The sequence below is a fragment of the Pseudomonas sp. M5A4_2d genome (assembly GCF_053345295.1).
Genome location: NZ_JBKEZW010000001.1, coordinates 396,127 through 422,611, shown reverse-complemented (window position 1 = coordinate 422,611; position 26,485 = coordinate 396,127). Strand labels below are relative to the sequence as shown.

The 26,485-nt window shown below is 60.0% G+C and carries 25 protein-coding genes; 13 read left to right on the top strand and 12 right to left on the bottom strand.

Features of this window, described 5'->3' with window-relative positions:
* Nucleotides 1-62: 62 nt before the first annotated feature.
* Both ACLBW8_RS01925 and ACLBW8_RS01920 read right to left on the bottom strand, forming a co-directional pair.
* Nucleotides 63-803: a flagellar basal body rod protein FlgF gene (locus tag ACLBW8_RS01925; RefSeq protein ID WP_053257324.1), complete on the bottom strand. Its 741-nt coding sequence runs from the start codon at nucleotides 801-803 to the stop codon at nucleotides 63-65.
* Between the two features lie 330 nt (nucleotides 804-1,133).
* Nucleotides 1,134-2,696 carry a sigma-54-dependent transcriptional regulator gene (locus ACLBW8_RS01920; RefSeq protein ID WP_447804441.1) on the bottom strand — a complete coding sequence of 521 codons (1,563 nt, stop codon included), beginning with the start codon at nucleotides 2,694-2,696 and terminating at the stop codon, nucleotides 1,134-1,136.
* Between the two features lie 257 nt (nucleotides 2,697-2,953).
* On the opposite strand from ACLBW8_RS01920, the gene phhA reads away from it, so the two are divergent.
* The 3 genes from phhA (at nucleotide 2,954) to ACLBW8_RS01905 (ending at nucleotide 5,399) form a co-directional block, all read left to right on the top strand.
* Nucleotides 2,954-3,745 carry a phenylalanine 4-monooxygenase gene (gene phhA / locus ACLBW8_RS01915; protein WP_064453476.1) on the top strand — a complete coding sequence of 264 codons (792 nt, stop codon included), beginning with the start codon at nucleotides 2,954-2,956 and terminating at the stop codon, nucleotides 3,743-3,745.
* Between the two features lie 104 nt (nucleotides 3,746-3,849).
* Nucleotides 3,850-4,206 carry a 4a-hydroxytetrahydrobiopterin dehydratase gene (locus ACLBW8_RS01910; protein WP_017134918.1) on the top strand — a complete coding sequence of 119 codons (357 nt, stop codon included), beginning with the start codon at nucleotides 3,850-3,852 and terminating at the stop codon, nucleotides 4,204-4,206.
* The gene (locus ACLBW8_RS01905) at nucleotides 4,206-5,399 is read left to right on the top strand and encodes an amino acid aminotransferase (protein ID WP_447804440.1); all 1,194 of its coding nucleotides are present in this window, start codon (nucleotides 4,206-4,208) and stop codon (nucleotides 5,397-5,399) included. Before ACLBW8_RS01910 ends, ACLBW8_RS01905 begins: the two co-directional genes overlap by 1 nt.
* Before the next feature lie 124 nt (nucleotides 5,400-5,523).
* Here ACLBW8_RS01905 and ACLBW8_RS01900 read toward each other — a convergent pair whose 3' ends face one another.
* On the bottom strand, nucleotides 5,524-6,333 hold the full coding sequence (locus ACLBW8_RS01900; protein ID WP_053257328.1) for a UDP-2,3-diacylglucosamine diphosphatase: 810 nt from the start codon (nucleotides 6,331-6,333) through the stop codon (nucleotides 5,524-5,526).
* Nucleotides 6,334-6,470: 137 nt separating this feature from the next.
* Here ACLBW8_RS01900 and ACLBW8_RS01895 point away from each other — a divergent pair, with 137 nt between their 5' ends.
* Together ACLBW8_RS01895 and ACLBW8_RS01890 are read left to right on the top strand one after the other, a co-directional pair.
* The gene (locus ACLBW8_RS01895; protein WP_064453478.1) at nucleotides 6,471-7,220 is read left to right on the top strand and encodes an AraC family transcriptional regulator; all 750 of its coding nucleotides are present in this window, start codon (nucleotides 6,471-6,473) and stop codon (nucleotides 7,218-7,220) included.
* 99 nt (nucleotides 7,221-7,319) lie between these two features.
* Nucleotides 7,320-8,204, top strand: a complete 885-nt coding sequence (locus ACLBW8_RS01890; protein WP_064453479.1) for a DMT family transporter — start codon at nucleotides 7,320-7,322, stop codon at nucleotides 8,202-8,204.
* 3 nt (nucleotides 8,205-8,207) lie between these two features.
* Here ACLBW8_RS01890 and ACLBW8_RS01885 read toward each other — a convergent pair whose 3' ends face one another.
* Nucleotides 8,208-8,495, bottom strand: a complete 288-nt coding sequence (locus tag ACLBW8_RS01885; protein ID WP_064453480.1) for a SelT/SelW/SelH family protein — start codon at nucleotides 8,493-8,495, stop codon at nucleotides 8,208-8,210.
* An 83-nt stretch (nucleotides 8,496-8,578) separates the two neighbouring features.
* On the opposite strand from ACLBW8_RS01885, the gene ACLBW8_RS01880 reads away from it, so the two are divergent.
* Nucleotides 8,579-10,768, top strand: coding sequence for a patatin-like phospholipase family protein (locus ACLBW8_RS01880; protein WP_447805003.1), 2,190 nt, complete (start codon nucleotides 8,579-8,581; stop codon nucleotides 10,766-10,768).
* 96 nt (nucleotides 10,769-10,864) lie between these two features.
* On the opposite strand, the gene ACLBW8_RS01875 is transcribed toward ACLBW8_RS01880, so the two are convergent.
* Nucleotides 10,865-11,299 carry a MarR family transcriptional regulator gene (locus ACLBW8_RS01875; protein ID WP_053257333.1) on the bottom strand — a complete coding sequence of 145 codons (435 nt, stop codon included), beginning with the start codon at nucleotides 11,297-11,299 and terminating at the stop codon, nucleotides 10,865-10,867.
* A 121-nt stretch (nucleotides 11,300-11,420) separates the two neighbouring features.
* The gene (gene recQ, locus ACLBW8_RS01870) at nucleotides 11,421-13,547 is read right to left on the bottom strand and encodes a DNA helicase RecQ (RefSeq protein ID WP_064453482.1); all 2,127 of its coding nucleotides are present in this window, start codon (nucleotides 13,545-13,547) and stop codon (nucleotides 11,421-11,423) included.
* A gap of 276 nt (nucleotides 13,548-13,823) precedes the next feature.
* Here recQ and ACLBW8_RS01865 point away from each other — a divergent pair, with 276 nt between their 5' ends.
* From ACLBW8_RS01865 to ACLBW8_RS01855, 3 genes are all read left to right on the top strand, one after another.
* Nucleotides 13,824-14,411, top strand: coding sequence for a UPF0149 family protein (locus ACLBW8_RS01865; RefSeq protein ID WP_064453483.1), 588 nt, complete (start codon nucleotides 13,824-13,826; stop codon nucleotides 14,409-14,411).
* Between the two features lie 20 nt (nucleotides 14,412-14,431).
* Nucleotides 14,432-14,815, top strand: coding sequence for a YbaN family protein (locus ACLBW8_RS01860; RefSeq protein ID WP_447804439.1), 384 nt, complete (start codon nucleotides 14,432-14,434; stop codon nucleotides 14,813-14,815).
* Nucleotides 14,816-14,959: 144 nt separating this feature from the next.
* Entirely contained in the window at nucleotides 14,960-18,430 is a 3,471-nt protein-coding gene (locus tag ACLBW8_RS01855) for a hybrid sensor histidine kinase/response regulator (protein ID WP_447804438.1), read from the top strand.
* Between the two features lie 103 nt (nucleotides 18,431-18,533).
* Here ACLBW8_RS01855 and rmuC read toward each other — a convergent pair whose 3' ends face one another.
* Both rmuC and ACLBW8_RS01845 read right to left on the bottom strand, forming a co-directional pair.
* Nucleotides 18,534-19,898: a DNA recombination protein RmuC gene (rmuC, locus tag ACLBW8_RS01850; RefSeq protein WP_262668043.1), complete on the bottom strand. Its 1,365-nt coding sequence runs from the start codon at nucleotides 19,896-19,898 to the stop codon at nucleotides 18,534-18,536.
* Nucleotides 19,899-20,073: 175 nt separating this feature from the next.
* The gene (locus ACLBW8_RS01845) at nucleotides 20,074-20,397 is read right to left on the bottom strand and encodes a sel1 repeat family protein (RefSeq protein WP_221295339.1); all 324 of its coding nucleotides are present in this window, start codon (nucleotides 20,395-20,397) and stop codon (nucleotides 20,074-20,076) included.
* A 461-nt stretch (nucleotides 20,398-20,858) separates the two neighbouring features.
* Between ACLBW8_RS01845 and ACLBW8_RS01840 the strand changes: the two genes are divergently transcribed.
* From ACLBW8_RS01840 to ACLBW8_RS01825, 4 genes are all read left to right on the top strand, one after another.
* Nucleotides 20,859-21,164, top strand: coding sequence for a hypothetical protein (locus tag ACLBW8_RS01840; RefSeq protein WP_447804437.1), 306 nt, complete (start codon nucleotides 20,859-20,861; stop codon nucleotides 21,162-21,164).
* Between the two features lie 443 nt (nucleotides 21,165-21,607).
* On the top strand, nucleotides 21,608-21,832 hold the full coding sequence (locus ACLBW8_RS01835) for a hypothetical protein (protein ID WP_007898912.1): 225 nt from the start codon (nucleotides 21,608-21,610) through the stop codon (nucleotides 21,830-21,832).
* A 276-nt stretch (nucleotides 21,833-22,108) separates the two neighbouring features.
* Nucleotides 22,109-22,591, top strand: a complete 483-nt coding sequence (locus ACLBW8_RS01830) for a hypothetical protein (RefSeq protein WP_064453489.1) — start codon at nucleotides 22,109-22,111, stop codon at nucleotides 22,589-22,591.
* 146 nt (nucleotides 22,592-22,737) lie between these two features.
* The gene (locus ACLBW8_RS01825) at nucleotides 22,738-24,039 is read left to right on the top strand and encodes an OmpP1/FadL family transporter (protein WP_447804436.1); all 1,302 of its coding nucleotides are present in this window, start codon (nucleotides 22,738-22,740) and stop codon (nucleotides 24,037-24,039) included.
* A gap of 63 nt (nucleotides 24,040-24,102) precedes the next feature.
* Here ACLBW8_RS01825 and ACLBW8_RS01820 read toward each other — a convergent pair whose 3' ends face one another.
* The 4 genes from ACLBW8_RS01820 to ACLBW8_RS01805 are packed head-to-tail and all read right to left on the bottom strand — an operon-like array spanning nucleotide 24,103 to nucleotide 26,471.
* Nucleotides 24,103-24,651 carry a glutathione peroxidase gene (locus tag ACLBW8_RS01820; RefSeq protein ID WP_447804435.1) on the bottom strand — a complete coding sequence of 183 codons (549 nt, stop codon included), beginning with the start codon at nucleotides 24,649-24,651 and terminating at the stop codon, nucleotides 24,103-24,105.
* A 33-nt stretch (nucleotides 24,652-24,684) separates the two neighbouring features.
* Entirely contained in the window at nucleotides 24,685-24,807 is a 123-nt protein-coding gene (locus ACLBW8_RS01815; protein WP_257784281.1) for a hypothetical protein, read from the bottom strand.
* Nucleotides 24,804-26,012, bottom strand: coding sequence for an MFS transporter (locus ACLBW8_RS01810; protein WP_053257343.1), 1,209 nt, complete (start codon nucleotides 26,010-26,012; stop codon nucleotides 24,804-24,806). The genes ACLBW8_RS01815 and ACLBW8_RS01810 overlap by 4 nt, the downstream gene beginning before the upstream one ends.
* A 54-nt stretch (nucleotides 26,013-26,066) precedes the next feature.
* Complete coding sequence (locus ACLBW8_RS01805) at nucleotides 26,067-26,471, bottom strand: MarR family winged helix-turn-helix transcriptional regulator (RefSeq protein ID WP_447804434.1); 405 nt, start codon at nucleotides 26,469-26,471, stop codon at nucleotides 26,067-26,069.
* Nucleotides 26,472-26,485 lie beyond the last annotated feature (14 nt).

Sequence of the window (26,485 nt, the reverse complement as noted above, 5' to 3'; positions counted from 1 at the left end):
TCCTTCGTGCGCCTGTTTGTTGGCGCTGCGCTGCAAAATTAGTGTTCAGTCAGGGACGGCTATCAGCTCATCGCCAATACGCGGGTCATGGCCTGGTCGTCTTCTTTAGCGCTGTTCATCATTTTGATGTGCAGCTCGAACTGCTTGGAAAGCGACAGCACTGCGGTCATTTCTTCAACGGCATTGACGTTGCTCGCCTGCAGGAAGCCCGAGGTCAACTTCACGTTCGCGTCGGCCTGGGCGGGTTGGCCATCCTTGGTGTGGATGGTGCCGTCCAGACCTTTGGTCATGTTCTTGAGGTCCGGCTGGACCAGCTTGATGCGGTCCACTTCAGCCATCACCCGTGGGCCTTCGCCCATCGCGCGGATGCTGATGGTGCCGTCGGCACCCACTTCGATTTTCTGCTGGGGCGGCACGGCAATCGGGCCACCGTTGCCCATGATCGGCATGCCGTTGCCGGCACGCAGCACGCCCAACGCGTCGACGTTCATGCTGGCGCTGCGCACGTAGGCTTCGCTGCCATCCGGCGTTTGCACGGCCATCCAGCCATTGCCGTTGACCGCCACATCAAGGTCACGACCGGTTTCGATCATGGCGCCCGGGGAGAAATCGGTGGCTGGTCGTTCGGTCATGGCAAACGCCCGCGCCGGAAAGCTGTCACCAAACACCGGCATCGAACGCGCCTGCTCCAGGTCACGCTGGAAACCGTTGGTGGAAATGTTCGCCAGATTGTTGGCATGGGCCTTCTGCGCCAGTGCATTCTGGCTGGCGCCGGTCATTGCCACATAAAGGTACTTGTCCACGCTCTATCCTCTCTCTGACGGACGCTTGCCGCCCACCGCTGTACTGATAAGGCTTAAGCAATTTGCGAACCAACTTTTTAAAAGACGGAAAAGTCCAGGCAGCGCGGGGGTTTGCGGGGAGGCGTGAGGATTTCAAGGCGGGGAGAGAGTCGAAAAAACGGCGGACTACTGCCGCCTGCGGCAAGCACTGGTCTTGAAGATGACAAAGATCAAATGTGGGAGCTGGCTTGCCTGCGATGGCGGTGGGTAAGTTGGCTTATGTGTCACTGATACACCGCCATCGCACGCAAGCCAGCTCCCACAGTTTTAAACCGTGTTTAGCCTGGTGCCTTATTTATCGCCCTTAAGAATTTCGTAATCGCGCAACTTATTGGCGATGGTGGTGTGCGACACGCCCAGGCGCTTGCCTAATTGACGACTGCTCGGGTGCTCGGCATACAAGGCTTCCAGAACCGCCTTTTCGAAACGCCCGACGATGTTTTCCAACCCGCCCTCCAACGAAAAATCGCCAAGCGGCTGACGCACCCTGTAATCCGGCAAGCGAATATGCTCCGCCTTGACCGTGCCGCCCTCGCATAACGACACTGCCTGAAACAGCACGTTTTCCAACTGCCGCACATTGCCCGGCCAATGGTAATGACTGAGCCGATCCATTGCCGCCGGTGCCAACCTGGGCAGTGGGCAGCCAATCTGCCGACTGGCTTGATCAAGAAAATGCTCAACCAAAGGCGCCAAACCATCCAGGCATTCACGCAAGGGCGGGATGTGCAACGACAGCACATTAAGGCGGTGATACAGGTCCTGGCGAAACTCGCCCCGGGCGCACAGTTCCGACAAATCGACCTGGGTGGCGCAGATCACCCGCACATCCAGATACACCTCCTCATCACTGCCCACCCGGCGAAAGCAACCGTCCTGCAGAAAACGCAGCAACTTCACCTGCAACCGCGCGCTCATTTCTCCCACACCATCGAGAAACAACGTACCGCCCGCCGTCAGTTCCAGCAGCCCGAGCTTGCCTTCCGCGCGCGCGCCTTCAAAGGCACCCGGGCCATAGCCGAACAGCTCGGTCTCAGCCATCGACTCTGGCAGCCCGGCGCAGTTAAGCGCCATCAACGGCGATTGCCCGCGCGGGCTGGCCAGGTGACAGGCGCGCGCCAGTAACTCTTTGCCGGTGCCGGTTTCGCCTTCTATTAATAGAGGCGCATCCAGGGGCGCCATGCGCCGTGCCTCACGAACCACAGCCGCCATGACCTTGGAGCTCTGGAAAATACTGTCGAAGCCGCGCAGTTCCTGCTTGCGCACATTGTAGATACGCTCACCCACGCGGTCGGCGCGGTGCAGGGTCAGCACTGCGCCGGCCATGGCTTCGCTGTCATCGTGCTCGGAGGATTGCAGCGGCGCGATGTCCGCCAGGAATACGTCACCCTTGACCTTGACCCGCAAGCCATTGATCCGCGACTTGCTCGCGCGCACCAGCTCCGGCAGATCGAAGTCCTCGGCATAACGCGACAACGGAATCCCCGGCACCTCGTCGACCCGCACCCCAAGCAACTGCGCCGCCGCACGGTTGGCGGCGACGATGGAGCCGCCCATGTCGATGGAGAGCACCGGAAACTCCAGCGCACCGAGCAACGCATTGAGCTCCATATGCCGACGCTCGCTGGGCATCAGCCCTACTCGCTTGACGCCAAACACCCCGGCAATCGCCTCGAATTTCGGGCGCAATGCCTGGAACTGCATGTTCACCAGATTGGGGCAAAACAGGTAAATCGCGTTGCCATGCTCACCGCCAACTTCGCCTTTGGCGACGTTGACGCCGTACTCCACCAACAGGTTGAGGATGTCCCGCAGGATGCCGATGCGGTTCTGGCAGTGCACTTTGATACGCATGAAAAGGCCCGAAAGGTGGGAAGGCGCCGCGTCTTTTTGCCGCTGGGCGCAGATAGTCGTCAAGATTATGTGACAGAGCGCGCGCTTTTCACAGCCCAAGACACAGAAGAACCGAGCGATCGTAACGAATACTTTACGGAAATCGGTAACTTTTCCTACAAGCCCAAGCCAGAGCTGGATGGAATCCGCCGCCTTCCGCGTTATCAATAGGCCATACGCCGAACATAACAAGAACGAATGCCTAGCAGGAGAGCCGTATGAAGCAGACGCAATACGTGGCCCGCGAGCCCGATGCGCAAGGTTTTATCCACTACCCGCCCGAAGAACACGCGGTGTGGAACACCCTGATTACTCGTCAGCTGAAAGTCATCGAAGGTCGCGCCTGCCAGGAATACCTGGACGGCATCGACAAGCTCGGCCTGCCCCTGGACCGCATTCCGCAACTGGGTGAAATCAACAAAGTGCTGGCCGAGACCACCGGCTGGCAAGTCGCCCGCGTGCCGGCGCTGATCCCCTTCCAGACCTTCTTCGAATTGCTCGCCAGCAAACAGTTTCCCGTGGCGACCTTTATTCGTACCCGTGAAGAACTGGACTACCTGCAAGAGCCGGACATTTTCCACGAGATCTTCGGCCACTGCCCGCTGCTGACCAACCCCTGGTTTGCCGAATTCACCCACACCTACGGCAAGCTCGGCCTGGCAGCGACCAAGGAGCAACGGGTGTACCTGGCGCGCCTGTACTGGATGACCATCGAGTTTGGCCTGGTGGATACGCCGCAAGGTCGGCGCATCTACGGTGGCGGCATTTTATCGTCGCCCAAGGAGAGCGTGTATTGCCTGTCGGATGAGCCCGAGCATCAAGCCTTCGACCCGCTGGAAGCCATGCGCACGCCGTATCGTATCGACATCCTGCAACCGCTGTACTTCGTACTGCCCGAGCTCAAGCGCCTGTTCGAAGTGGCGCAGGAAGACATCATGGGCATGGTCGAGCGCGGGATGCAGTTGGGTCTTCACGCGCCCAAATTCCCACCCAAACCCAAAGCGGCCTGAGCCTTACGTTTTGACGCCAGGTGAGTCTGTTCCCTGGCCCCGCGTTGCTTTAGGGTGACGCTACTGACGACCGTTTTTCAAACACTCGAATTCAGGACACACACATGACCACCTTGAACCAAGCCCACTGCGAAGCCTGCCGCGCCGACGCCCCGCAAGTCAGCGACGAAGAACTGCCGGTACTGATCAAGCAGATTCCCGACTGGAACATCGAAGTCCGCGACGGCGTGATGCAGCTGGAAAAAGTTTTCCTGTTCAAGAATTTCAAATTCGCCCTGGCCTTTACCAACGCCATGGGTGAAATCTCCGAAGCCGAAGGCCACCACCCAGGCTTGCTCACCGAGTGGGGCAAAGTCACCGTGACCTGGTGGAGCCACTCGATCAAGGGCCTGCACCGCAACGACTTCATCATGGCCGCGCGCACCGACGAAGTGGCCAAGGACGCCGAGGGCCGCAAGTAATGCATTTCGATGCCATTGGCCGCGTGCCCGGCGACCCGATCCTCGGGCTGATGGACCTGTATGCCCAGGACAGCAACCCGAACAAGTTCGACCTGGGCGTGGGTGTCTACAAGGACGACCAGGGCCTGACCCCGATTCCGCACTCGGTGAAACTCGCCGAACAGCGCCTGGTGGACACTCAAACCACCAAAACCTACATCGGCGGGCACGGCGACGCAGCTTTCGGCACGTTGATCAGCGAACTGGTGCTCGGCGCCGATTCAACGTTGATCCGCGAACGCCGTGCCGGCGCGACCCAGACCCCAGGAGGCACCGGCGCCCTGCGCCTGAGCGCCGACTTTATCGCCCACAGCCTGCCCGGCCGTGGTGTATGGCTGAGCAACCCGACCTGGCCGATCCACGAAACCATCTTCGCCAAGGCCGGCCTCAAGGTCAGCCATTACCCGTACGTGGGCGCTGACAATCGCCTGGACGTGGCGGCGATGCTGGCGACACTCTCCACGGTACCGAAGGGCGACGTGGTGTTGCTGCATGCGTGCTGCCACAACCCGACCGGTTTCGACCTGTCCCGGGATGACTGGCGCCAAGTGCTGCAAATCGTACGCGAGCGCCAACTGCTGCCGTTGATTGACTTCGCCTACCAGGGCTTCGGCGACGGTCTGGAGCAGGACGCTTGGGCGGTACGGCTGCTGGCAGCCGAGCTGCCGGAAGTGCTGATCACCAGTTCCTGCTCGAAGAACTTCGGCCTGTATAGCGACCGTGTCGGTGCGTTGATCGTGTGTGCGGCGGATGCCGAAAAGCTCACGGATGTGCGCAGCCAATTGGCCAATATCGCGCGTAATTTGTGGTCGACACCGCCGGATCATGGCGCCGCAGTGGTCGCGACCATCCTCGGTGATGCCGCGCTTAAGCAGGTGTGGAGCGACGAAGTCGAAGCCATGCGTTCGCGGATCGCACAGTTGCGCTCCGGGTTGGTGGAGGCGCTGGCGCCACACGGGCTGTCCGAACGGTTTGCGCATATTGGTGCACAGCGCGGGATGTTTTCCTACACCGGCTTGAGTGCCGAGCAGGTGAAGCAACTGCGGGAGAAGCACAGCGTGTATATGGTCAGTTCGGGACGGGCTAACGTCGCAGGTATTGATGCGACACGCTTGAGCCTGCTCGCCCAAGCCATCGCCGACGTTTCCAACTGAAGCAGCCGGAAGTAAAGGCAGGAGCGGGCTTGCTCGCGAATGCGGTAGATCAGTCGCCAGATGCATTGACTGACACACTGCATTCGCGGGCAAGCCCGCTCCCACATTTGGATCGCGCCCGGCTTTAGCCCGCGACCATTTCAGCTTTTAGCTGTGCCTCTTTTGCCTGCGCATCCGCCAACCGATACAACTCGATATGCCCATCCCAGTGCTCGATCAACGCCGTGCACGACTCCACCCAATCCCCGCAGTTGAGGTAATCCACCTCACCGACCTTGCGAATCTCCGCATGGTGGATATGCCCACAGACCACGCCATGCAGCTCACGCTTGGTCACTTCGTGGGCGATCGCCTCTTCGAAATCACTGATAAAGCTCACCGCCGTTTTGACCTTGTGCTTGAGGTACGCCGACAGCGACCAGTAGCCATAGCCATACCGCGCACGCCAGTGATTGAGCCAGCGGTTCAGCGTCAGCGTGAACTCGTAAGCCGAATCCCCGAGAAACGCCAACCAGCGATGGTAACGGGTAATCACATCGAATTGGTCGCCGTGAATCACCAGCAGGTGGCGGCCATCAGCGGTGACGTGCACAGCCTCGTCCACCAACTGGATATTGCCCAGGATCAGCTTGGAATAACGCCGTAGAAATTCGTCATGGTTGCCGGTGACGTAGATCACCTCGGTGCCGCGCTTGGCCATGGTCAGCAGCCGGCGGATCACGTTGGTGTGGGCCTGGGGCCAATACATGCCGCCACGCATCTTCCAGCCGTCGATGATGTCGCCGACCAGGTACACCTTGTCGGCGTGATAGCCCTTGAGGAACTGTGACAAGTGCTCGGCCTGGCAATCCCGGGTGCCCAGGTGCACGTCGGAAATCCACAGGGTACGCACCCGTTGCTTACGGCTGGGCTTGACGAACTCGGCACTGGTCATGGGCATCCCTCGACGGTGTTTTCGCGAGCTTGCACCCTTGCGATTAATAGCCCATGACAGGCCTGCGTCAATCTGATGACAGCGTTTGCTGGCCGCAAAGCGTTGTAGACTGGCGCCATGCTGCCCAGGAGACCGCGATGAGACCGACCCTCACGCTGCGCCACTACATCGAAGCCCCCCTCGCCCACAGCCATGACCACGCGCAGTTGGTGTTCGGCCTGTCCGGGCACCTGGACCTGGAAGTCGACGGCCATGGCAGCCAAGTGCATGAAAGCAGCGTGATGGTGCTGCCCTTCTCCGCCCACCATACCTGCGGCAGTCGCGATGGCAGCCGCTGCCTGGTGCTGGATGTGCCCACCGAACACTGGGTGGTGCAATCCTTGGGAGACCATGCCGACGCCAGCCGCCGCCTGCTCAATCAACCGGCGCGCCTGGCCCTGGACTCCCGGCAAAGCCAGTTGGTGCAATGGCTGGCGCACAGCCCGGTGGATGATCCGCTGATCGTGCAGCAAGGCGCAGTGTTGTTACTGGCCAGCCTCAATCACCCGCTGGCCCGCCCGATGCAGGGCAAGCGCCTGCCCTATGCGGCATTCAACGCGCACATCGAGCGGCACGCCGCGCGCCCGCTGCAGGTGGCCGACCTGGCACGGATTGCCGAGCTTTCAGTGGCGCGCCTGCATGCACGCTTTATGGCGGAGTGCGGACAAACGCCGATGGACTATCTACGCAGCCGTCGCTTGCACATGGCGCTAGGGCTTCTACGTGAGACACCCCTGGCCATTGGCGACATCGCCGAACGCGTCGGCTATGCCTCGCAAAGTGCATTCTCTGCCGCCATGCTGCGCGAATTCGGCGCCTCACCCGGCGCGTTGCGGCGGGCGGCCTGACAAGAGCCTTGCGTTAATCACCGCGAGAGTCGCGACAGACACCAGCGCTTTCAACCCACTAGACTGCGACGCTGACACTCCGTTGTTTCAAGGATCGCAATGACTCCCCGTTCAGCCCTCGGCGCCCTGCATATCGGCGCATTGATGTTTGGCCTTACCGGCGTATTCGGCAAGCTGGCGGCCGCCTCGCCCGCCATCATTGTGTTTGGCCGCGCCGCCTTTGCCGTGCTCGCCCTGGCGGTGTTTGCGCGATTCGCCAGCAATACCACCTGGAAAAAACTGCAGATGCGCGACTGGCGTCGGCTGCTGGTCAGCGGCGTGTTGCTGGCGGCGCACTGGGTGACCTTCTTTATTGCAGTCAAAGTCGCCGGGGTCGCCGTCGCCACGCTCGGCTTTACCGCATTCCCGGCCTTTACCGTGATTCTCGAAGGGCTGATCTTCCGTGAGCGCATTCGCGCCAATGAAATCCTGCTGGTGGTACTGGTCAGCATCGGCCTGGTGTTGGTGACTCCAGACTTCAACCTTGCCAGTGCCGCCACCGGCGGCTTGCTGTGGGGCATCGCCTCAGGGCTGCTGTTTTCACTGCTGTCGCTGAACAATCGCGCCAGTTCTGGGCGCATCCCGGCGGTGCAGGCAGCGCTGTGCCAGAACGTCGTGGTTGCGGCCTGCCTGTTGCCCGTGGCAGCGCCGGGGCTGGCGGATGTGCGGGCCTTGGACTGGTTGTGGATCGGGCTGCTCGGGGTTTTCTGTACGGGCCTGGCCCACAGCCTGTTTGTCGCCAGCCTCGCCGTGATCAAGGCACGCACGGCGTCGGTGGTGTTTGCCATGGAGCCCGTCTACGGCATCACTGCGGCGTGGCTGCTGTTTGCCGAAACCCCGACGTTGCGCATGATGCTGGGGGGCGCACTGATCATCGTCGCCATCGTGCTTTCGGGGCTGATGGGCAGTGCCAGCCAGGCCAAACAGCCCGCTGCAACGGCATGACCTTCAGGCGTTACGATCGTTGTGGCCCAAATCCCGCTGCGGGTCGATCTGATCGCGCACGCGCTGTTTAAGCACTTTGGCTTCAGGGAAGCCACCGTCCGCCTTGCGCTCCCAGATCTGCACGCCGTCACAGGTGATACGAAACGCGCCACCGGTGGCCGGTTCCAGCGTCACGCGCCCGAGGTCGTCGCAGAACGTGCTCAACAACTCCTGGGCCAGCCACGCGGCGCGCAGCAGCCACTGGCACTGGGTGCAATACGTAATGACGATCTCGGGTTTGCTTGCAGACATAATTTGAGAGGTTCCTGGCGTAACGGGCTCGGAGGATCGAGTGGCTATAATACCGGCCTTTATCACCCAGCCCGAGATACATGATGCGCCGCCTGTTGTCCTGCCTTTTCCTGTGCCTGATCCCGCTCCTTGCCAACGCCGTTGAAACACCACGCCCCAAAATCGGCCTGGTGTTGTCCGGCGGCGCCGCCCGTGGCCTGGCGCATATTGGCGTGCTCAAGGCCCTGGAAGAGCAAGGTATTCAGATCGATGCCATTGCCGGCACCAGCATGGGCGCGGTGATTGGCGGTTTGTACGCCTCGGGCTACAAAATAGATGAGCTGGAAAAGCTCGCGCTGAATATCGATTGGCAGCAGGCACTGTCCGATGCGCCACCGCGCGAGGATGTACCGTTTCGACGCAAACAGGATGACCGGGATTTCCTGGTCAAACAAAAACTCAGTTTCCGCGACGACGGCAGTCTGGGCCTGCCGCTCGGCGTGATCCAGGGCCAGAACCTGGCCCTGCTGCTGGAAAGCATGTTCGCTCACGCCAGCAACACGCGTAATTTCGACAAGCTGCCGATCCCGTTCCGCGCAGTGGCCACCGACATCACCACCGGCGAAAAAGTGGTATTCAACAAAGGCCACCTGCCCCAGGTGATCCGCGCCAGCATGTCGATCCCCGCCGTGTTCGCCCCGGTGGAATTGGACGGACGGCTGCTGGTGGACGGCGGCATGACCGACAACATCCCGCTGGATGTGGCCCGGGAGATGGGTGTCGACATCGCTATCGTGGTGGATATCGGTACGCCGCTGCGTTCACGTAAACAACTGGCGACAGTGGTGGACGTGCTCAACCAGTCCATCACCCTGATGACCCGACGCAATTCCGAGGAGCAACTCAAGGCCCTGCATCCGAAGGACGTGCTGATCCAGCCGCCCCTGGCTGCCTATGGCGTTACGGACTTTGGCCGCGCCAAGGACATGATCGACGCCGGCTACCGCGCCACCCGCGCGCTCGATGTACGCCTGGCACATCTGCGCCCCGCAGAGCCGGTCGACCCGCAACTGGTGGAGGCACGCACCCCTGGCGAACGCACGCCGATAATCACCGCGATCAAAGTGGAGAACGACTCGAAAGTCAGCGATGACGTGATCCGCTATTACATCCGCCAAACCCTGGGCGAGCCGCTGAACCTGGACCGCCTGCAAACCGATATGGGCACGTTGTACGGCCTGGATTACTTCGAGCAGGTGCAATACCGCGTGGTGAAAAAGGGCCCGGACAACACCCTGGTCATCAGCGCACGCGGCAAACGCAGCGGCACCGATTATCTGCGCCTGGGCCTCAACCTGTCGGATGACATGCGCGGCGACAGCGCCTACAACCTCGGCGCCAGTTACCGCATGAACGGCATCAATCGTCTCGGCGCCGAATGGCTGACACGGGTACAGATTGGCGATCGTCAGGAACTGTACAGCGAGTTCTACCAGCCACTGGATGTGGGTTCACGCTACTTCGTCGCGCCCTATATCAGTGCCCAGGCGCAGAACGTTGATCTGGTTCTGGACAGCGACCCCATCGCCGAATACCGCCTGGAGCGCTACGGTTTTGGCCTGAATGTGGGGCGACAGATTGGCAACAGCGGCGAAATTCGCTTCGGCGTCGGCGAAGCCTGGGGCAAGGCGGATGTGCGCATTGGCGAGCGCGACCTGCCAAGCGTGAGCTTCAGCGAGGGTTTCTATGAGCTGAAATACTCCTTCGACTCGCTGGACAACGTGTACTTCCCCCACACCGGCGAAGACATCGGCCTGGCCTTCCGCGAGTTCGCACCTGGCCTGGGCTCGGACCAACGCTACCGCCAGTGGGAGTTCAAGCTGGACAAGGCCATGAGCCACGGCCCGGACACGCTGATACTGGGTGGTCGCTACGGGCGCACGCTGGATAAATCCGACGTGGTGATTTCCAGCTTCCTGCTCGGCGGTGCACGGCAATTATCGGGCTTTCGCGAAGACTCGATCTCGGGGCAGAACATCGCGCTGATGCGTGCGGTGTACTACCGTCGCCTGACACCGCGCTCGTACCTGCCACTGGATTTCCCGCTGTACCTCGGCGCCTCGTTGGAACGCGGCCGCGCGTGGAACAACGACAATCAGTTCGACAGTGGGTATATCAATGCCGCGAGTATATTCCTCGGGTTTGATACGCCGCTGGGGCCGCTGAATTTCAGCTATGGGTTCAATGATGATAAGCAGCAGGCGGTGTACCTGAACCTGGGCCAGACCTTCTAACGCTCAACACACATCAAATGTGGGAAGAGCTCGTGTGGTGAGCGGGCTTGCCCCGCTCGCCACAACAACCCTGCCCGACATTAGTCAGGCGCTACCTCAGGGCTTTTCCAGATTCGCCAAAATATGCCCGTGCACACGCATGCACACGCGTAAATCCTCTTCATCCACGCCCACAAATAACTCGTGGCGTAAAGCCGTGGCAATGGTTTCAATTTGTTCGATCAAAGGGCGGGCGGTGTCGCACAGCAGAATGCGCTTGGCTCGCCGGTCTTCCAGCACGGCTTGGCGTTGCACCAGGCCCTGGCCTTCCAGGCTGTCGAGCAGGCGTGCGAGGGTCGGGCCTTCTACCCCGACACTTTGTGCCAATTCGCGTTGGGTCGGTGCTTCCTCGAAACGGGCCAGGTGCAACAGCACCAGCCAACGCGCCTGGGACAAACCCAAGCCCGCCAAACGGCGGTCCAGCTCGGCGCGCCAACCTCGGGACATTTGCGCCAACTGCATGCCAAAGCGGTGTTGATCGGTTAAAGGCATAAAAAACTCGTGGGTTAGACTGAAAATAAAGTGTGGCTAATTATTAGTCAGCTAAGCATGAGCCATGCCATGAGGCAAGAGTTGCTATGTTCTGATTCGTTACATTGTCGTAATTGGCACATTAAATTTCGAATTCCGACTGTAAAGCGGCACGCACGCAATACAAAACACCTTCCGGAACACGCCCGGTAAACAGCGGCGCGATCTCCGCAACAGGTGGCAATTCGCCTTCTCCGTCGAGGAAGGCGTCCTGGATTTCACCGAGCAGATCTTCCGGCAAATCAAGGGCCTGCTCCAGCGACAACTGCTGCTTGCCAATGGATTCAGCCAGCAAGGTGTAGACGTTTTTTTCCGAGCATTGCAGTTGGCCGGCGATCTGGATCGGAGTCATGCCGGCACGCGCCAGGCTGATCAGTTCGTGGCGAATATCGGCGACTTCCTTCGGCGCTTCGGCCTGGCCGCCGAGCACTTCAAGGAATGCCTGCCCGTAGCGTTCCAGTTTGCGTGCACCCACGCCACTGACCCTGCCCATTTCTGCCAGGGTGGTCGGCTGTTCGCGCAGCATCTCCAGCAAGGTGGAGTCGGGGAAAATAACGTAAGGCGGCACGCTGTGCTCTTGCGCCAGTTTGCGCCGCAGGGTGCGCAAGGCTTCCCACTGCTCGCGTTCTTCGCCACGCACCAACTGGCTGGCCTGGCTGGTGCTGCTTTTGGCGGTGGTCTGCGGCTTGAGGTCGCGACGCAGTTCAAGGCTCACTTCGCCCTTGAGCAAAGGCCGGCAACTGTCATTCAGGCGCAGGCCGCCATAACCTTCCAGGTCGATATCCACCAATCCGCGCGCGACCATCTGCCGGAACAGTGACCGCCACTCGCCCTCTGCACGGGCCTTGCCCACGCCGTAGACCGAGAGTTTTTCGTGGCCGAAGCTGCGTACCTTTTCGTTGTCCTTGCCCAGCAATACATCCACCAGATGGCCAACGCCATAACGCTGGCCGGTGCGGTAGATGGCCGAGAGGGCCTGACGCGCCGGCTCGGTGGCGTCCCAGGTCTGCACACCATCCACGCAGTTGTCACAGTGGCCGCACGGCTCGGGCATGTCCTCGTCGAAGTACGCCAGCAATGTTTGGCGGCGGCAGCGGGTCTCTTCGCACAATGACAGCATGGCGTCGAGCTTGTGCTGCTCAAGGCGCTTGTGACGCTCGTCGCCTTCGGAGTTCTGCAGCATCTGCTTGAGCATCACCACGTCTTGCAGGCCATAGACCATCCAGGCATCTGCGGGCAGGCCATCACGGCCGGCGCGACCGGTTTCCTGGTAGTACGCCTCAAGGGATTTGGGCAGGTCCATGTGCGCCACAAAACGCACGTTGGATTTGTCGATGCCCATGCCGAAGGCGATGGTCGCGACCATGATCAGGCCTTCCTCGTTGAGGAAGCGTTTCTGGTGCGCAGAGCGCGTTTCATTCGGCAGGCCCGCGTGGTACGGCAGCGCTGGGTAGCCTTGCTCGCAGAGGAACGCGGCCACTTCATCCACCTTCTTGCGCGACAGGCAATACACAATGCCCGCATCACTGCGCCGCTCGGACAGGAACGCCAGCAACTGCTTGCGCGGCTGTTCCTTGGGCACGATGCGGTAGAAAATATTCGGCCGGTCGAAACTCGACAGGAAGCGCTCGGCATTCTGCAAATGCAGACGCTCGACGATTTCTTCACGGGTCCGTTTGTCGGCGGTGGCTGTCAGCGCGATACGCGGCACGTCAGGGAACAGCTCGGCCAACTGGCCCAGTTGCAAATATTCGCGACGGAAATCATGGCCCCATTGCGACACGCAGTGAGCTTCATCAATGGCGAACAGCGCGATCTCCAGGCTCTGCAAGAAGGCCAGCATGCGCGGCTGCACCAGTCGCTCGGGGGCCAGGTAAAGCATCTTTACTTCACCGCGCTTGATTCGCGCGGCCAGGTCGCGCTGTTGCTCAGCGCTGAGGGTGGAGTTCAAGGCCGCCGCGGCAACGCCGAGTTCCTCAAGGGTGGCAACCTGATCGTCCATCAACGCAATCAGCGGCGACACCACCACGGCCAAGCCATTACGCAACAGCGCCGGCACCTGGAAGCACAGCGATTTACCACCGCCGGTAGGCATCAGGACCAGCGCATCACCGCCACTGGCCACGCGCTCAATGATCGCACCCTGGCGGCCACGAAAACTGTCGTAGCCGAAGATGTCCTTGAGGACGCGTTGAGCCTGCTCGAGCATGTAAAACTCCAAAATGGTGCCGAAATCCCTCTGTACAGGCTGGCCGAAAAAACGCGGGGTCACGGGAAATAATCCGTAAGCGAAGTTTTCTCGGGTTGGCGCTTGGCCTGCAGGGGCATCACAAAACGCGGCAGTATACCCGAGCGTTACCCCGCAAAGGGCACCGCTGACGAATAGCGGCTGCTATCTAAAACCTGGCAAATATGCAGTGTGGCTGGCCTGGGCGCTCAAGAAAGCCTAGAATTCAGCATCGTTTATTCCCAAGGTAGCCCTTCAATGTCCTTCGCTGAGCAACTAACCCGCCTGCAAGCCTTCCTCGACGCCGATGAGCTGCATGACGAGGCGCTGGACTACGTGGCCGCTCACGGCTACCTGACCGCCCTGTCGATCTGCTCCGAAGTCGTGCCTGACCGTGAATGGATCGACGCGCTGTTCGCCGAAGAACCTCACTACGCCGATGCCGCCCAGCGTGAGGAAATCGAATCCACCCTGCTGGCCCTCAAGGCCCATATCGGTCGCCAACTGGCTGCCGATGAGGAATTTGAACTGCCCTGCGACCTCGACCTTGGCGAAGAGCCGGATGATTCCGACCTGCGCGGCTGGTGCATCGGTTTCATGGAAGGTGTGTTCCTGCGCGAAGCCGCCTGGTTCGAAACCGCCGAAGAAGAAGTCAGCGAAATGCTGCTGCCGATCATGGTGGGTTCGGGCCTGTTCGATGACCAGCCGGAATTCGCCGACATCGCCGCTGACGCCAACCTGATGGACGACATGATCGTACAGATCCCGGAAGCCCTGACCGCCTTGTACCTGCTGTGCAACGCGCCTGACGAAAAACCGGCGATCCTCAAGCCACGTCACCACTGAGTCGTTTGCCCGTGGCACCCATGGGCAACCGCTCGCTGCTCCTGCGTTACGTGCTGCTGGCCATCGGCTGGCTGAGCGTAGCGCTTGGGGTGATCGGCATATTCCTACCGGTCTTGCCGACCACGCCCTTCCTCTTGCTCGCCGCCGCCTGCTTCGCTCGAAGCTCCCCGCGTTTCTACCACTGGCTGGTGGAACACCCGCGCCTGGGCCCATGGATCAAAGACTACCTGGACGGCAATGGCATTCCGCTCAAGGGCAAGGTCTATGCAATCGGCTTGATGTGGCTGAGCATCGGCTTCTCCTGTTACCTGGTGCCGCTACCGTGGGCACGCGGGTTTATGCTGACCAGTGCCGTTCTGGTAACGCTCTATATCTTGCGTCAGAAGACCTTGCCACCGCGATAACGGTGGGCGCTGGCGTGTGTGGGAGCCGGGCTTGCCCGCCAGATCCTACACACGACCTTGGTCGACACTGACTAACCCCGAGCATCATGCGAGACTGTCCAACCGGGCCTGGAATGCCCGGGTGTTCTTATGCTCGGAGTTACCATGACGCTGTCCAGCGGGCTGATCGCCGCCGTTGCCCTGGCCTATATGGCCATTATGTTTGCCATCGCCTTCTACGGTGACCGCCGCCACGCGCCGCTGCCACCACGGGTGCGCGCCTGGGTGTACAGCCTTTCTCTGGCCGTCTACTGCACCAGTTGGACCTTCTTCGGCGCTGTAGGCCAGGCCGCCGAACAACTGTGGGCATTTATACCGATCTACTTGGGACCGGTCCTGCTGCTGGTGCTGGCACCTTGGGTGCTGCAGAAGATGATTCTGATCAGCAAGCAGGAAAACATCACCTCCATTGCCGACTTTATCGCCGCGCGCTACGGCAAGTCCCAGTCCCTGGCGGTGGTGGTGGCGCTGATCTGCCTGGTTGGCGTACTGCCCTACATCGCCCTGCAACTCAAAGGCATCGTGCTGGGCGTGAATCTGCTGATCGGTTCCGGCCCCGACACCACCGGCACGCGCGCTCAGGACACCGCGCTGATTGTGTCGCTGGTTCTGGCGCTGTTCACCATCGTGTTCGGTACCCGCAACCTCGACGCGACCGAACACCACCGAGGCATGGTGCTGGCGATTGCGTTTGAATCCCTGGTCAAACTGTTCGCCTTTCTCGCCGTCGGCGCGTTTGTGACCTACGGCCTGTACGACGGTTTCGGCGACCTGTTCAGCCAGGCGATGCTCGAACCACGCCTGGAGGAATACTGGAAAGAAACCATCAACTGGCCGTCGATGGTGGTGCAAACCGGTGTGGCGATGATGGCAATCATCTGCCTGCCCCGACAGTTTCACGTCACCGTGGTGGAGAACATCGACCCGCAGGATTTGCGCCTCGCCAAGTGGGTGTTCCCGGCGTACTTGATCCTCGCCGCGCTGTTCGTCATTCCCATCGCACTCGGCGGCAAAATGCTATTGCCTGGCTCGGTATTGCCGGACTCCTACGTCATCAGCCTGCCCATGGCACAGGCGCATCCAGCCCTCGCCGTGCTGGCATTTATCGGCGGCGCATCAGCGGCTACCGGCATGGTGATTGTCGCGAGTATTGCGCTGTCGACCATGGTTTCCAACGACATGTTGCTGCCCTGGCTGCTGCGGCGCTCCAGCGCTGAGCGGCCGTTTGAAGTGTTTCGCCATTGGATGCTGTCGGTACGCCGGGTCAGCATTGTGATCATCCTGTTGCTGGCCTACGTGAGCTATCGCCTGCTTGGCTCCACCGCGAGCCTGGCGACCATCGGCCAGATCGCTTTCGCCGCCGTGACCCAACTGGCCCCGGCGATGCTCGGCGCGCTTTACTGGAAGCAGGCCAACCGGCGTGGCGTGTTTGCCGGATTGGCGGCCGGCACCTTTTTGTGGTTCTACACGTTAGTCCTGCCGGTGACGGCGAAAAGTCTCGGCTGGTCGTTCAGCCTTTTCCCCGGGCTGACGTGGATGCATTCGCACCCATTTGGTTTATCCGTCACCTCACTCACGCTGGGCACCGTGTTTTCCCTGGCGGGTAACTTCACGCTGTTTGTCTGGGTCTCGATGCTGTCGCGCACACGCGTTTCCGAGCATTGGCAGGCCGGGCGTTTTATCGGCCAGGAAATCAGCCAGCGCGCCAGTGCTCGCTCGATGTTGTCAGTGCAAATCAGCGACTTACTCAGCCTCGCCGCGCGTTTTGTCGGTGAAGAACGCGCCCAGCAGAGTTTTATCCGCTTTGCCTATCGCCAAGGCAAAGGGTTCAACCCCAACCAGAATGCCGATAACGATTGGATCGCCCACACCGAACGGCTATTGGCCGGTGTGCTCGGTGCATCGTCGACACGCGCTGTAGTAAAAGCCGCGATTGAAGGGCGGGAAATGCAGCTGGAGGACGTCGTACGGATCGCCGACGAAGCCTCCGAGGTGCTGCAGTTCAACCGTGCGCTGCTGCAGGGCGCCATCGAAAACATCACCCAAGGCATCAGCGTGGTCGACCAGTCACTCAAGCTGGTGGCCTGGAACCGGCGCTACCTGGAGCTGTTCAACTACCCGGAAGGTTTGATCAGTGTCGGGCGACCAATTGCCGACATCATTCGCTACAACGCCGAACGCGGCCTGTGCGGGACGGGCGAAGCCGAAGTGCACGTAGCGCGACGCCTGCACTGGATGCGCCAGGGCCGCGCCCACACGTCCGAGCGCTTGTTCCCGAATGGGCGCGTGATTGAGCTGATCGGCAACCCGATGCCCGGCGGCGGGTTTGTCATGAGCTTCACGGACATCACCGCGTTCCGGGAAGCCGAGCAGGCACTGACCGAGGCCAACGAGGGCCTTGAACAACGGGTGACCGAGCGCACCCATGAACTGTCGCAACTGAATGTGGCGCTCACCGACGCCAAAGGCGTGGCCGAATCCGCCAGCCAGTCGAAGACGCGCTTTCTGGCAGCGGTGAGCCATGACCTCATGCAACCGCTGAACGCCGCACGGCTGTTCTCCGCCGCCCTCTCCCACCAGAACGACGGTTTGTCCAGGGAGGCGCGGCAGTTGGTGCAGCACCTGGACAGCTCGCTGCGCTCCGCCGAAGACCTGATCAGCGACCTGCTGGATATCTCGCGCCTGGAAAACGGCAAAATCAACCCGCAGCGACAGCCTTTTGTACTCAATGAACTGTTCGACACCCTGGGCGCGGAATTCAAGGCGCTGGCCCACGAGCAAGGCCTGCGTTTTCGCCTGCGCGGCAGTCGTTTGCGGGTGGACAGCGACATCAAATTACTGCGCAGGATCTTGCAGAATTTTCTGACCAATGCATTCCGCTATGCCGACGGCCCTGTGCTACTTGGAGTCCGCCGGCGCAAGGGCGAACTGTGCCTGGAGGTCTGGGACCGTGGCCCTGGCATTCCGCTGGATAAACAGACGGTCATCTTCGAAGAATTCAAGCGCTTGGACAGCCACCAGACACGCGCGGAAAAAGGTCTGGGCCTGGGCCTGGCGATCGCCGACGGCCTGTGCCGTGTGCTGGAGCATAAACTGAGCGTGCGCTCGTGGCCGGGCAAAGGCAGCGTGTTCAGCGTGAGCGTGCCACTGGCGCGCAACCAGGCCAGCCCGCTGGTCAAGACCGCGCAGGACAGTGGGTTGCCACTCAGCGGTGCGCAGGTGCTGTGCGTGGATAATGAAGAGAGCATTCTGATTGGCATGCGCAGCCTGCTGACGCGCTGGGGTTGCGAAGTGTGGACCGCCACCGACCAGGCGCAGTGTGCGGCGCTGCTGGCCGAAGGCATACGCCCACAACTGGCGCTGGTGGATTACCACCTGGACCACGGCGAAACCGGCACCGAGCTGATGGGTTGGCTGCGGGCGCAATTGGCGGAGCCGATTCCCGGGGTGGTGATCAGCGCGGACGGACGGCCGGAGATGGTGGCCGAGGTGCATGCGGCGGGTTTGGATTACCTGGCCAAGCCGGTGAAGCCTGCGGCGTTGCGTGCGCTGTTGAGTCGGCACCTACCCCTGTAGGAAGCCTGAACACAATAACCTGTGGGAGCTGGCTTGCCTGCGATAGCGGTGGATCAGCCACCCCCACTACCGCAGGCACGCCAGCTCCCGCATCAGCTGCGCTCTATTCCGGCAGATGCGCCACACCGTCTGCATCCGTCATTGCCCGCTCAAGCAAATCAGCCGGCAGGCTTTTACTGGCGCGCGCGCCGAGCAACCTTAATTGCTCAGTACGACTGACGAGGTTTCCGCGTCCATCCGTCAGCTTGTTTCGTGCTGCACTGTAGGCTTTATCCAACTGTTGCAGACGGTTGCCTACCTCGTCCAGATCCTGGATAAACAGCACGAACTTGTCGTAGAGCCAGCCGGCCCGCTCGGCGATTTCCCGTGCGTTCTGGCTTTGGCGTTCCTGCTTCCACAGGCTGTCGATCACCCGCAGGGTGGCCAGCAAAGTGGTCGGACTGACAATGACGATATGGCGGTCGAAGGCTTCCTGGAACAGGTTCGGCTCAGCCTGCAGCGCGGCGGAAAACGCCGCCTCGATAGGTACGAACAGGAGAACGAAATCCAGGCTGTGCAGGCCCTCCAGGCGCTTGTAATCCTTGCCGGCCAAGCCCTTGACGTGATTGCGCAGGGACAGCACATGCTGCTTGAGCGCTGCCTGACCAATCACATCATCCTCCGCCGCAACGTACTGCTGATAAGCCGTGAGGCTGACTTTGGAGTCGACCACCACCTGCTTGTCGCCGGGCAACATGATCAACACGTCCGGCTGGAAACGCTCGCCATCCGGGCCTTTGAGGCTGACTTGGGTCTGATACTCGCGGCCTTTCTCAAGCCCCGCATGTTCCAGCACCCGCTCAAGGATCAGCTCCCCCCAATTGCCCTGGGTTTTCTGGCCCTTGAGGGCGCGGGTGAGATTGGTGGCTTCGTCGGACAGACGCAAGTTCAGTTGCTGTAGGCGTTCAAGCTCTTTGGCCAGGGAAAAACGTTCACGCGCCTCATTCTGATAGCTTTCTTCCACACGCTTTTCGAAGGATTGAATTCGCTCCTTGAGCGGATCGAGCAACTGGCCCAGGCGTTCCTGACTGGTTTCGGCAAAACGCTGTTCGCGCTCGTCGAAGATCTTCCCGGCGAGCTCGGCGAACTGCGCGCGCAGCTCGTCACGCGAGCCCTGCAGGTCGGCAAGGCGTTGTTGATGGCTTTCCTGCTGTTCGCGCAGTTCGGCGCGCAAAGCCGCTGACAACGCGTCGAGCCGACGCAGCTCGGTTTCTTTGGCGCTGCGGTCAAGGTTCCAGGCGTGCGCCGCGTCGCGAGCGTTGTCGCGGTCGATCTGAAGCAGTTCGACCTCACGGCGTACGGCGGCCAGGTCAGCTTGTTTGGCAGCGTTGGCCTGGCTGAGGTCACTGATCTCGTCGCGGCTGGCGTCGAGTTGCGCCGCCAGTCCTTCCTGGGCCAGTTGCGCAGTGGCCAGGCGCTCTTCAAGCAACTCCCAGCCCGTGATGCGCGCGGTCAGCCGCCGTTGAATCTGCCAGCATATGGCCAATAAAGGCACTGCAGCGCCAGCAAGACCCAAGGCAATACTGGTCCAGTCAAAAGCCATAGCCATTTCTGCCATTACCGAAAAAGAGCAAGGTTAACCAAGCGCAGGGCTTGAGGACAGCTCAGTCTTCGACCTGCCCCAGTTCGCGCTGCGCGCCGCGGTCACCGGCGCGGGCGGCCAACCGTAACAAGTCGTGGCCGATGCGACGATCGCGGGCGTTGCCGCACTCACGGCACATCAACTGGCCCAGGCGGCTCTGTGCGGCGACCACCCCTTCACGCGCCGGCTGCTTGAGCAAACACCCGGCAAAGTGCTTGACGCTGGTGTTATGCCCCAGGCGCGGGCTGTCGAGCAGCCACAAGGCAACTTTCAAGGAGAAACGCTTGGGTGCGGTAACAGTTTGAGGGGTGTCGGTAACAGAAGGTGATACTGAGCGAAACTTCATAAAGCACTGTGGGACAGAACGGAAGGCGCGCCACTCTACTCTTTTTTTCGCAGACGTAAAGCCAGAAAAAACTCACACGCCCGTTCTAGAGCAAGCGCTTGGGACAATCCACAGAAGCTGTGGATAACTCAGTGGACAACCCGCCTTGAACTCGCTCAAAGCCCCATGGAACGGGGGCCGCAGTCAAACTGACGATTTTTTCACCAATAAAAAAAAGCGATATTTTTCATTGACTTAAATTTCCATTACAGGCAAACGCCGGTGCCCCAAGGCAGTTGACCGAGTGGTTACACACCTCGCAACTAATGTGCACAAGTACCGACCCATTGGCTATATCGCGGGCGTTTTTTGCTTCAACCCGCCCAAAAGATGTTACCGACAGGCCAAACCAGTGGCCTTTTCAAAAGTGCCCGGGCTCGCCACACTGCTCGACCCAGGACGCAACCATCAGGTAGGGGCAGATGAAAGGAATCCTGTTATTCGCCTTATTGCTGCTCGCCATCTGTGCGACCTCATTGGGAGTCAATGCGGCCCTGCCCTCCCCCGATGGTGCTTTGTTTGCCATCGCTATCCTGTTATCAGCAGCGTTTACAGCAGTGAGCCTGTGCATCGAGTTGGGAGAAGGCAGGATCAATGACATGCGTGACGTGATGAAAATCATCGAGACCGGCCGCTCGTGGCGCCTTACCCTTGCGGCCTACGGGCTGGGCTGCTCACTGGCGGCCGCCGCAACAGTGCTGGTGTATCGCGGATTGTTAGGCGCCTGATTAAAGTTTTTTGGCTAGCACACTTCCCTTCCCTGCTTCAATCCGTTACTATCCGCGGCGTTAGTACCAAGCTGAAAGTCAATTCTGGTCGAACAACTCCCTTGAACAACACGGGATCGACCACCTCGATGGTTTCCAGGTATTTCTTGCGACGACACTGCCTTTGAACAAGCAAAGGGTGTCGCGAAGTTTCAATACTCTGACCGAACCAACCTGCAAATTGATCAGGATCTTCACCCTGGGCCCAGAACCTTTGCCCTTGTTGTGTTGCCTGCCCTCCTAAGTACCTACCTGCCAGCCCAAGCGCGCCTAACTTATTAGCGCTTCAAACTGGCTGCTTTGTTCCAGTCGGGTTCTTCGTTCGATCAATGGTGATCGACGTTACTGGAACGTTTTAACGTTGCACGGTTCTTATCCGTGTCATTTGTAGGAACACCAATAATATGTCCACTCAAATCCACACTCAGGATGCCATCCGCACCCTCACTAACGCTTTTGCACCAATGAACTGCCTGATCATGGCCGCTCGCAAAGGCTGCTTCAGCTTCACCCTGGTCAACGAACACGGCATCGCTCGTCACAGCGAACGCCTGTACCCCGATCAATACTCCAGCGCTGAACCGCTGCAGGCTGTGATCGAGCGTACCCGTCAGGCACTGGTTGCCTGATCGACCCGAGTCGCTGAAATACAAAAACCCTGTTTAAAAAGCAGGGTTTTTTATTGCCTGGCTTTTAAGTCCGGGCGTTTTGACTAAGTACGAATAGATATAAACGTTATAACTAAATGAAGAAGATGTTTTAAAAACAGTCCTTTACATCGTGAATATGACACTACACTTCAACTCAAGCGGCATGATCCGCTTGCGACGAGCCTGAGTCCGATTCACCGCTGCCAAGCTCCCCCTCTCAGGTTTCGTCGACCACTTTCATGGATTGAGGCCTGTATGGGTATCGCCGCCAGCGAATTGTGTCGTTATGTGATCAGGCCGACCTTGATTTACCTCGGCCGCCATCATCCGACCGCCGAATCCCTGCTGCTGGGGATTGCCGCCAGCCAATCGGAACTTGGCTCCGCTCTGCATGACAGGCGCGGCCACGGCCTGTACAGCATCACCGAACCTCGCCACCGCGCCCTCTGGGACGAATACCTCGCTCGCGACCCCGAGCGCGCCAGCCTGGTGCGCGGCCTCGCCAGCCAGCATGCATTTCTGAGTGCACCCCAGTTGGAGCTTACGGTGAACCTGCGTTACGCCACCGCCATCGCCTGGCTGCTGGTAGAACAGCATCGCACCACATTGCCACAGCCGGGCGACGTACTGGCCATGGCGCGTATCTGGAAGGAAATATTTCACCCTCAAGGCCGGCTGCGAGATTTCACTCAAGCCTGGCAAACCTGTGTTTCACCCCAGAATCACGTCACTTGTTGATCAGGCTTTTTGCAAGATTCGGCTAAAAACGTTGATTTTGGTCGGATTGTCCTACAAAACCGCTCTATCTCCTACATTACAACCTATAGCGCTAACTTAAAATTGTTGATACTTTCCGCAGCGGTGATCACCACGGAGTTCTAATAATGAAAAAAGTAATGCTCAAGACCACACTTAGCCTCGCCGTTACCATGGCATCCTCCCAACTGTTCGCAAGCGGCTTTGCCCTGAACGAACAAGACGTCGCCGGCATGGGTACGGGTTTCGCAGGCCGCTCTTCTTCTGCCGATAACGCAAGCACCGTCTATGGTAACCCTGCCGGTATGGCTCGCCTGGAAGGCCAGCAAATCACTGGTGGTGTTGCAGCGATCGATGCAACAACCGACATCAAAGACGCCAGCGGTCGCTCGCGCGGCAGTAACAAAGGCGACATGGTCCCGTTCACCGCGGTCCCTTTTGGCTTCTACACCAATAAACTTAACGACCAGTGGGCAATCGGCTTCGGTGTTTACGCACCGTTCGGCCTGAAGACTGACTACGAACGTGGCTTCCAGGGCCGTGCTTTCGGCAGCAAAAGTGAAGTGGCGGTCATTACCTTCCAGCCGACTGTCAGCTACGCCTTCAATGACAAGGTGTCGATCGGTTTTGGTCCAACCATCAACCGTATTTCGGGCACCCTTGAGTCGCAGCCAAACCTAGGTTTGCTGCCGCTTCCTGGGCTGGCAGGCACCGGTGACAGCAAAGTCAAAGTCAAAGGCGACGATACCGCCCTTGGCTTCAACGCCGGTATCCTGGTGCAAGCCACCGACACCACCCGCGTTGGCCTGACTTATCACTCGGAAGTGAAATACAAGCTCGAAGGCCACACTGACGTAACCCCGGGCACTGGCGTTCCACCTGCCTACCTGGGTGCAGGCCGCTACGATGCATCGCTGAAAGTTGACACCCCTGAATCCTGGGATGCTTCGGTCACTCAAGACCTGAGCGATGCCTGGAAGGTCTACGGCGGTGCAACCTGGACGCGCTGGAGCCGCCTGAAAGACATTACCGTCAACAACGAAGGCGTGACCCGAGCCGGTGGTGCACTCGCACCTCAGATCGTCGGTCAGATCCAAGAGCCGCAAAACTGGCACGACACCTGGGCCTACGCCCTGGGTACCTCGTACCAGATCACCAAACAAGTGGTACTGCGTACCGGTCTGACCTTCGACCAGTCGCCTACCAACAACACTGATCGTTCGCCGCGTATTCCTACCGGTGACCGGACGATCTTCAGTGTCGGCTTGGGCTACGCGGTGATGGATAACATGACCGTCGACCTGGCTTATTCCTACCTCAAGGAAGAGCCGGTCAAGGTGAACAAGCAGAACGCGCTGGGTCAGACCTACGCTTCCAAGTACGAAAACAGCGCCAACGGCTTCGGCCTGGGCGTGACGTACAAGTTCTGATTTAAGCCGTAAAAAAAGCCCCGCGTTCCTGCAAAGGAAGCGGGGCTTTTTAATGGCCTACGATCAAGGTTTGGAGGCCAACGCCTCTTCCACTGCCTTGATCAAATCCGGGCTGTCGGGTTTGGTCAAACTGGAGAAGTTGGCAATCACCTTACCCTGGCGGTCCACCACGTACTTATAGAAGTTCCACTTCGGCGCGCTGGTCTGCTGCGCCAGAATCTTGAACAGGTGCACCGCGTCCGGCCCTTTGACTTTTTGCGGCTCGGTCATGGTGAAGGTCACGCCGTAATTCACGTAACAGACCTTGGCGGTCTCCTCACCTGTCTTGGCTTCCTGTTTGAAATCATCGGACGGCACGCCGATCACTTCCAGCCCTTGGCCCTTATAGCGCTGGTACAAGGCTTCGAGGCCTTTAAACTGTGGCGCGAACCCACAGAAGCTGGCGGTATTGACGATCACCAGGGGCTTGCCGGCGAAGCGCTGGCACAAATCAATGGATTCCTTGGCCCGCAGCTTGGGCAACTGGCCCGCCAGCAGCGGTGGGCAATCGGCGGCCATGGCAACACTGCCAATCGCCATCAGGATGGGTACTGCAAGCCAGCGCATCTGCATGTCGTGGTCCTTGAAAGTTTCCAGACGACGAACTTAACAGATCGACATACCCAGTTGCATCAACGCCAGCCCGCCGCGCTGCCAACCCCACCACGCCAAAAGCAGCAGAAGCGTCACCGCCCCTGCCCCGCCAAGCCAGTACCTGTTGAAACTCATGCCGCCTCCATCTGCGTCTGCAATCGCGCCACTGGTCGCTCGCGCACCGGCCAGTTGAGGGCCGCAGCGAGCAGGCTCAACAGCACCGCCACCTGCCAGATCAAATCGTAGCTGCCGGTTCGATCATAGACCACCCCGCCCAACCATCCGCCGAGGAACGAGCCCAGCTGATGGAACAGGAACACAATGCCGCCCAGCATCGAGAGGTTTCGCACACCGAACAACGTCGCGACGGTGCCGTTGGTCAGCGGCACCGTCGACAGCCAGAGGAAGCCCATCGCCATGCCGAACAGGTAAGCCGTGACTTCAGTGACCGGCGCCCACAGGAACAACACGATCACCACCGCGCGCAACAGGTACAGGCCGGTCAGCAAGCGCGGCTTGGACATGCGCCCGCCGAGCCAGCCGGCAGTGTAAGTGCCGAACACGTTAAACAGTCCGATCAAGGCCAGCACTGTAGTGCCTACCGTCGCTGGCAAATGCTGGTCGACCAGATACGCCGGCAGGTGCACACCGATAAACACCACCTGAAAACCGCAGACGAAAAAGCCGAACGCCAGCAGCCAGAATCCAGAGTGGGAGCAGGCCTCCTTCAATGCTTCACGCAGGGTTTGCTGACCCGCCATCACCGGCAGCGGCTTGTCCTTGAGCATCGCCACCAGCGGCAAGATCAATGCCACCATCAGGCCCAACGCCAGCAAGGCGGCGGACCAACCCAGCCAGCCGATCAACCCCAAGGTGCCCGGCACCATGGCGAACTGACCGAAGGAACCTGCAGCGCTTGCGATGCCCATGGCCATGCTGCGTTTTTCCGGCGGCACGGCGCGGCCGACCACACCGAGAATCACCGAGAACGAGGTGCCCGAAAGGCCAATCCCGATCAGCAAGCCAGCACTTAGCGACAACGACCACGCCGAATCGGACATGCCCATCAGCACCAGCCCCACGGCGTACAGCACGCCACCGACAAACACCGCTTTGGTAGCGCCGAAACGGTCGGCCAAGGCGCCGGTAAACGGCTGTGCCAGGCCCCAGATCAGGTTCTGCAGGGCGATAGCGAAGGCAAAGGTCTCACGACCCCAGCCGAATTCGTTGCTCATCGGCGCCAGGAACAGGCCAAAGCCATGCCGTACGCCCAAAGACAAGGCCAGGATCAGCGCACTGCCCAAAAGAACCCAACCACTGGTGCGCCACATCGAGGTCATTTCTTATTCTCCGCTCGCGGGTATATACCCGCTTGTAGTCAAAAAAACTCGCGCTCAGGCGAGTTCATCCAGCAAGGCCAACAACGTTTCGCGCTTTTCGGCGCCTAACCGATCAATCAACTTCTGCTGCGCCGCTTCCCACGCCGGCAAGGCGGCAGCCAGTCGTTCTTCGCCGGCTTGCGTCAACAGCACCAGGCGGTTGCGCAGGTCATCACCCTCGACCAACAGCACCAGCCCCTCTCCCTCCAGCACCCGAAGGTTACGCCCCAATGTGCTGCGATCCAGCCCCATGGCGTCGGCCAGGCTGGAAATGCTCGGTTGGTCGAGGCGCTGCAAGTTGCACAGCAAGGAATACTGGGCGACGTTGATCCCGAAGCCGTCGAGAGCGCCGTCGTAATGCCTGCTGACGCCACGGGCGGCGCGTCGCAGGTTGGTGCATAAACATTGGGAGGCAAGCATAGAGCGTGTATATA

Coding starts and splice junctions, on each gene's coding strand:
- ACLBW8_RS01815 (WP_257784281.1), bottom strand. CDS start 24,807: ATGAGTTTCAACAGGTACTGGCTTGGCGGGGCAGGGGCGGTGACGCTT.
- phhA (WP_064453476.1), top strand. CDS start 2,954: ATGAAGCAGACGCAATACGTGGCCCGCGAGCCCGATGCGCAAGGTTTT.
- recQ (WP_064453482.1), bottom strand. CDS start 13,547: ATGCTCGAGCAGGCTCAACGCGTCCTCAAGGACATCTTCGGCTACGAC.
- ACLBW8_RS01825 (WP_447804436.1), top strand. CDS start 22,738: ATGAAAAAAGTAATGCTCAAGACCACACTTAGCCTCGCCGTTACCATG.
- ACLBW8_RS01830 (WP_064453489.1), top strand. CDS start 22,109: ATGGGTATCGCCGCCAGCGAATTGTGTCGTTATGTGATCAGGCCGACC.
- ACLBW8_RS01840 (WP_447804437.1), top strand. CDS start 20,859: ATGAAAGGAATCCTGTTATTCGCCTTATTGCTGCTCGCCATCTGTGCG.
- ACLBW8_RS01890 (WP_064453479.1), top strand. CDS start 7,320: ATGACTCCCCGTTCAGCCCTCGGCGCCCTGCATATCGGCGCATTGATG.
- ACLBW8_RS01820 (WP_447804435.1), bottom strand. CDS start 24,651: ATGCAGATGCGCTGGCTTGCAGTACCCATCCTGATGGCGATTGGCAGT.
- ACLBW8_RS01810 (WP_053257343.1), bottom strand. CDS start 26,012: ATGACCTCGATGTGGCGCACCAGTGGTTGGGTTCTTTTGGGCAGTGCG.
- ACLBW8_RS01875 (WP_053257333.1), bottom strand. CDS start 11,299: ATGCCTTTAACCGATCAACACCGCTTTGGCATGCAGTTGGCGCAAATG.
- ACLBW8_RS01920 (WP_447804441.1), bottom strand. CDS start 2,696: ATGCGTATCAAAGTGCACTGCCAGAACCGCATCGGCATCCTGCGGGAC.
- ACLBW8_RS01895 (WP_064453478.1), top strand. CDS start 6,471: ATGAGACCGACCCTCACGCTGCGCCACTACATCGAAGCCCCCCTCGCC.
- ACLBW8_RS01885 (WP_064453480.1), bottom strand. CDS start 8,495: ATGTCTGCAAGCAAACCCGAGATCGTCATTACGTATTGCACCCAGTGC.
- ACLBW8_RS01880 (WP_447805003.1), top strand. CDS start 8,579: ATGCGCCGCCTGTTGTCCTGCCTTTTCCTGTGCCTGATCCCGCTCCTT.
- ACLBW8_RS01845 (WP_221295339.1), bottom strand. CDS start 20,397: ATGAAGTTTCGCTCAGTATCACCTTCTGTTACCGACACCCCTCAAACT.
- ACLBW8_RS01855 (WP_447804438.1), top strand. CDS start 14,960: ATGACGCTGTCCAGCGGGCTGATCGCCGCCGTTGCCCTGGCCTATATG.
- ACLBW8_RS01905 (WP_447804440.1), top strand. CDS start 4,206: ATGCATTTCGATGCCATTGGCCGCGTGCCCGGCGACCCGATCCTCGGG.
- ACLBW8_RS01805 (WP_447804434.1), bottom strand. CDS start 26,471: ATGCTTGCCTCCCAATGTTTATGCACCAACCTGCGACGCGCCGCCCGT.
- ACLBW8_RS01865 (WP_064453483.1), top strand. CDS start 13,824: ATGTCCTTCGCTGAGCAACTAACCCGCCTGCAAGCCTTCCTCGACGCC.
- ACLBW8_RS01860 (WP_447804439.1), top strand. CDS start 14,432: ATGGGCAACCGCTCGCTGCTCCTGCGTTACGTGCTGCTGGCCATCGGC.
- ACLBW8_RS01900 (WP_053257328.1), bottom strand. CDS start 6,333: ATGACCAGTGCCGAGTTCGTCAAGCCCAGCCGTAAGCAACGGGTGCGT.
- ACLBW8_RS01910 (WP_017134918.1), top strand. CDS start 3,850: ATGACCACCTTGAACCAAGCCCACTGCGAAGCCTGCCGCGCCGACGCC.
- ACLBW8_RS01835 (WP_007898912.1), top strand. CDS start 21,608: ATGTCCACTCAAATCCACACTCAGGATGCCATCCGCACCCTCACTAAC.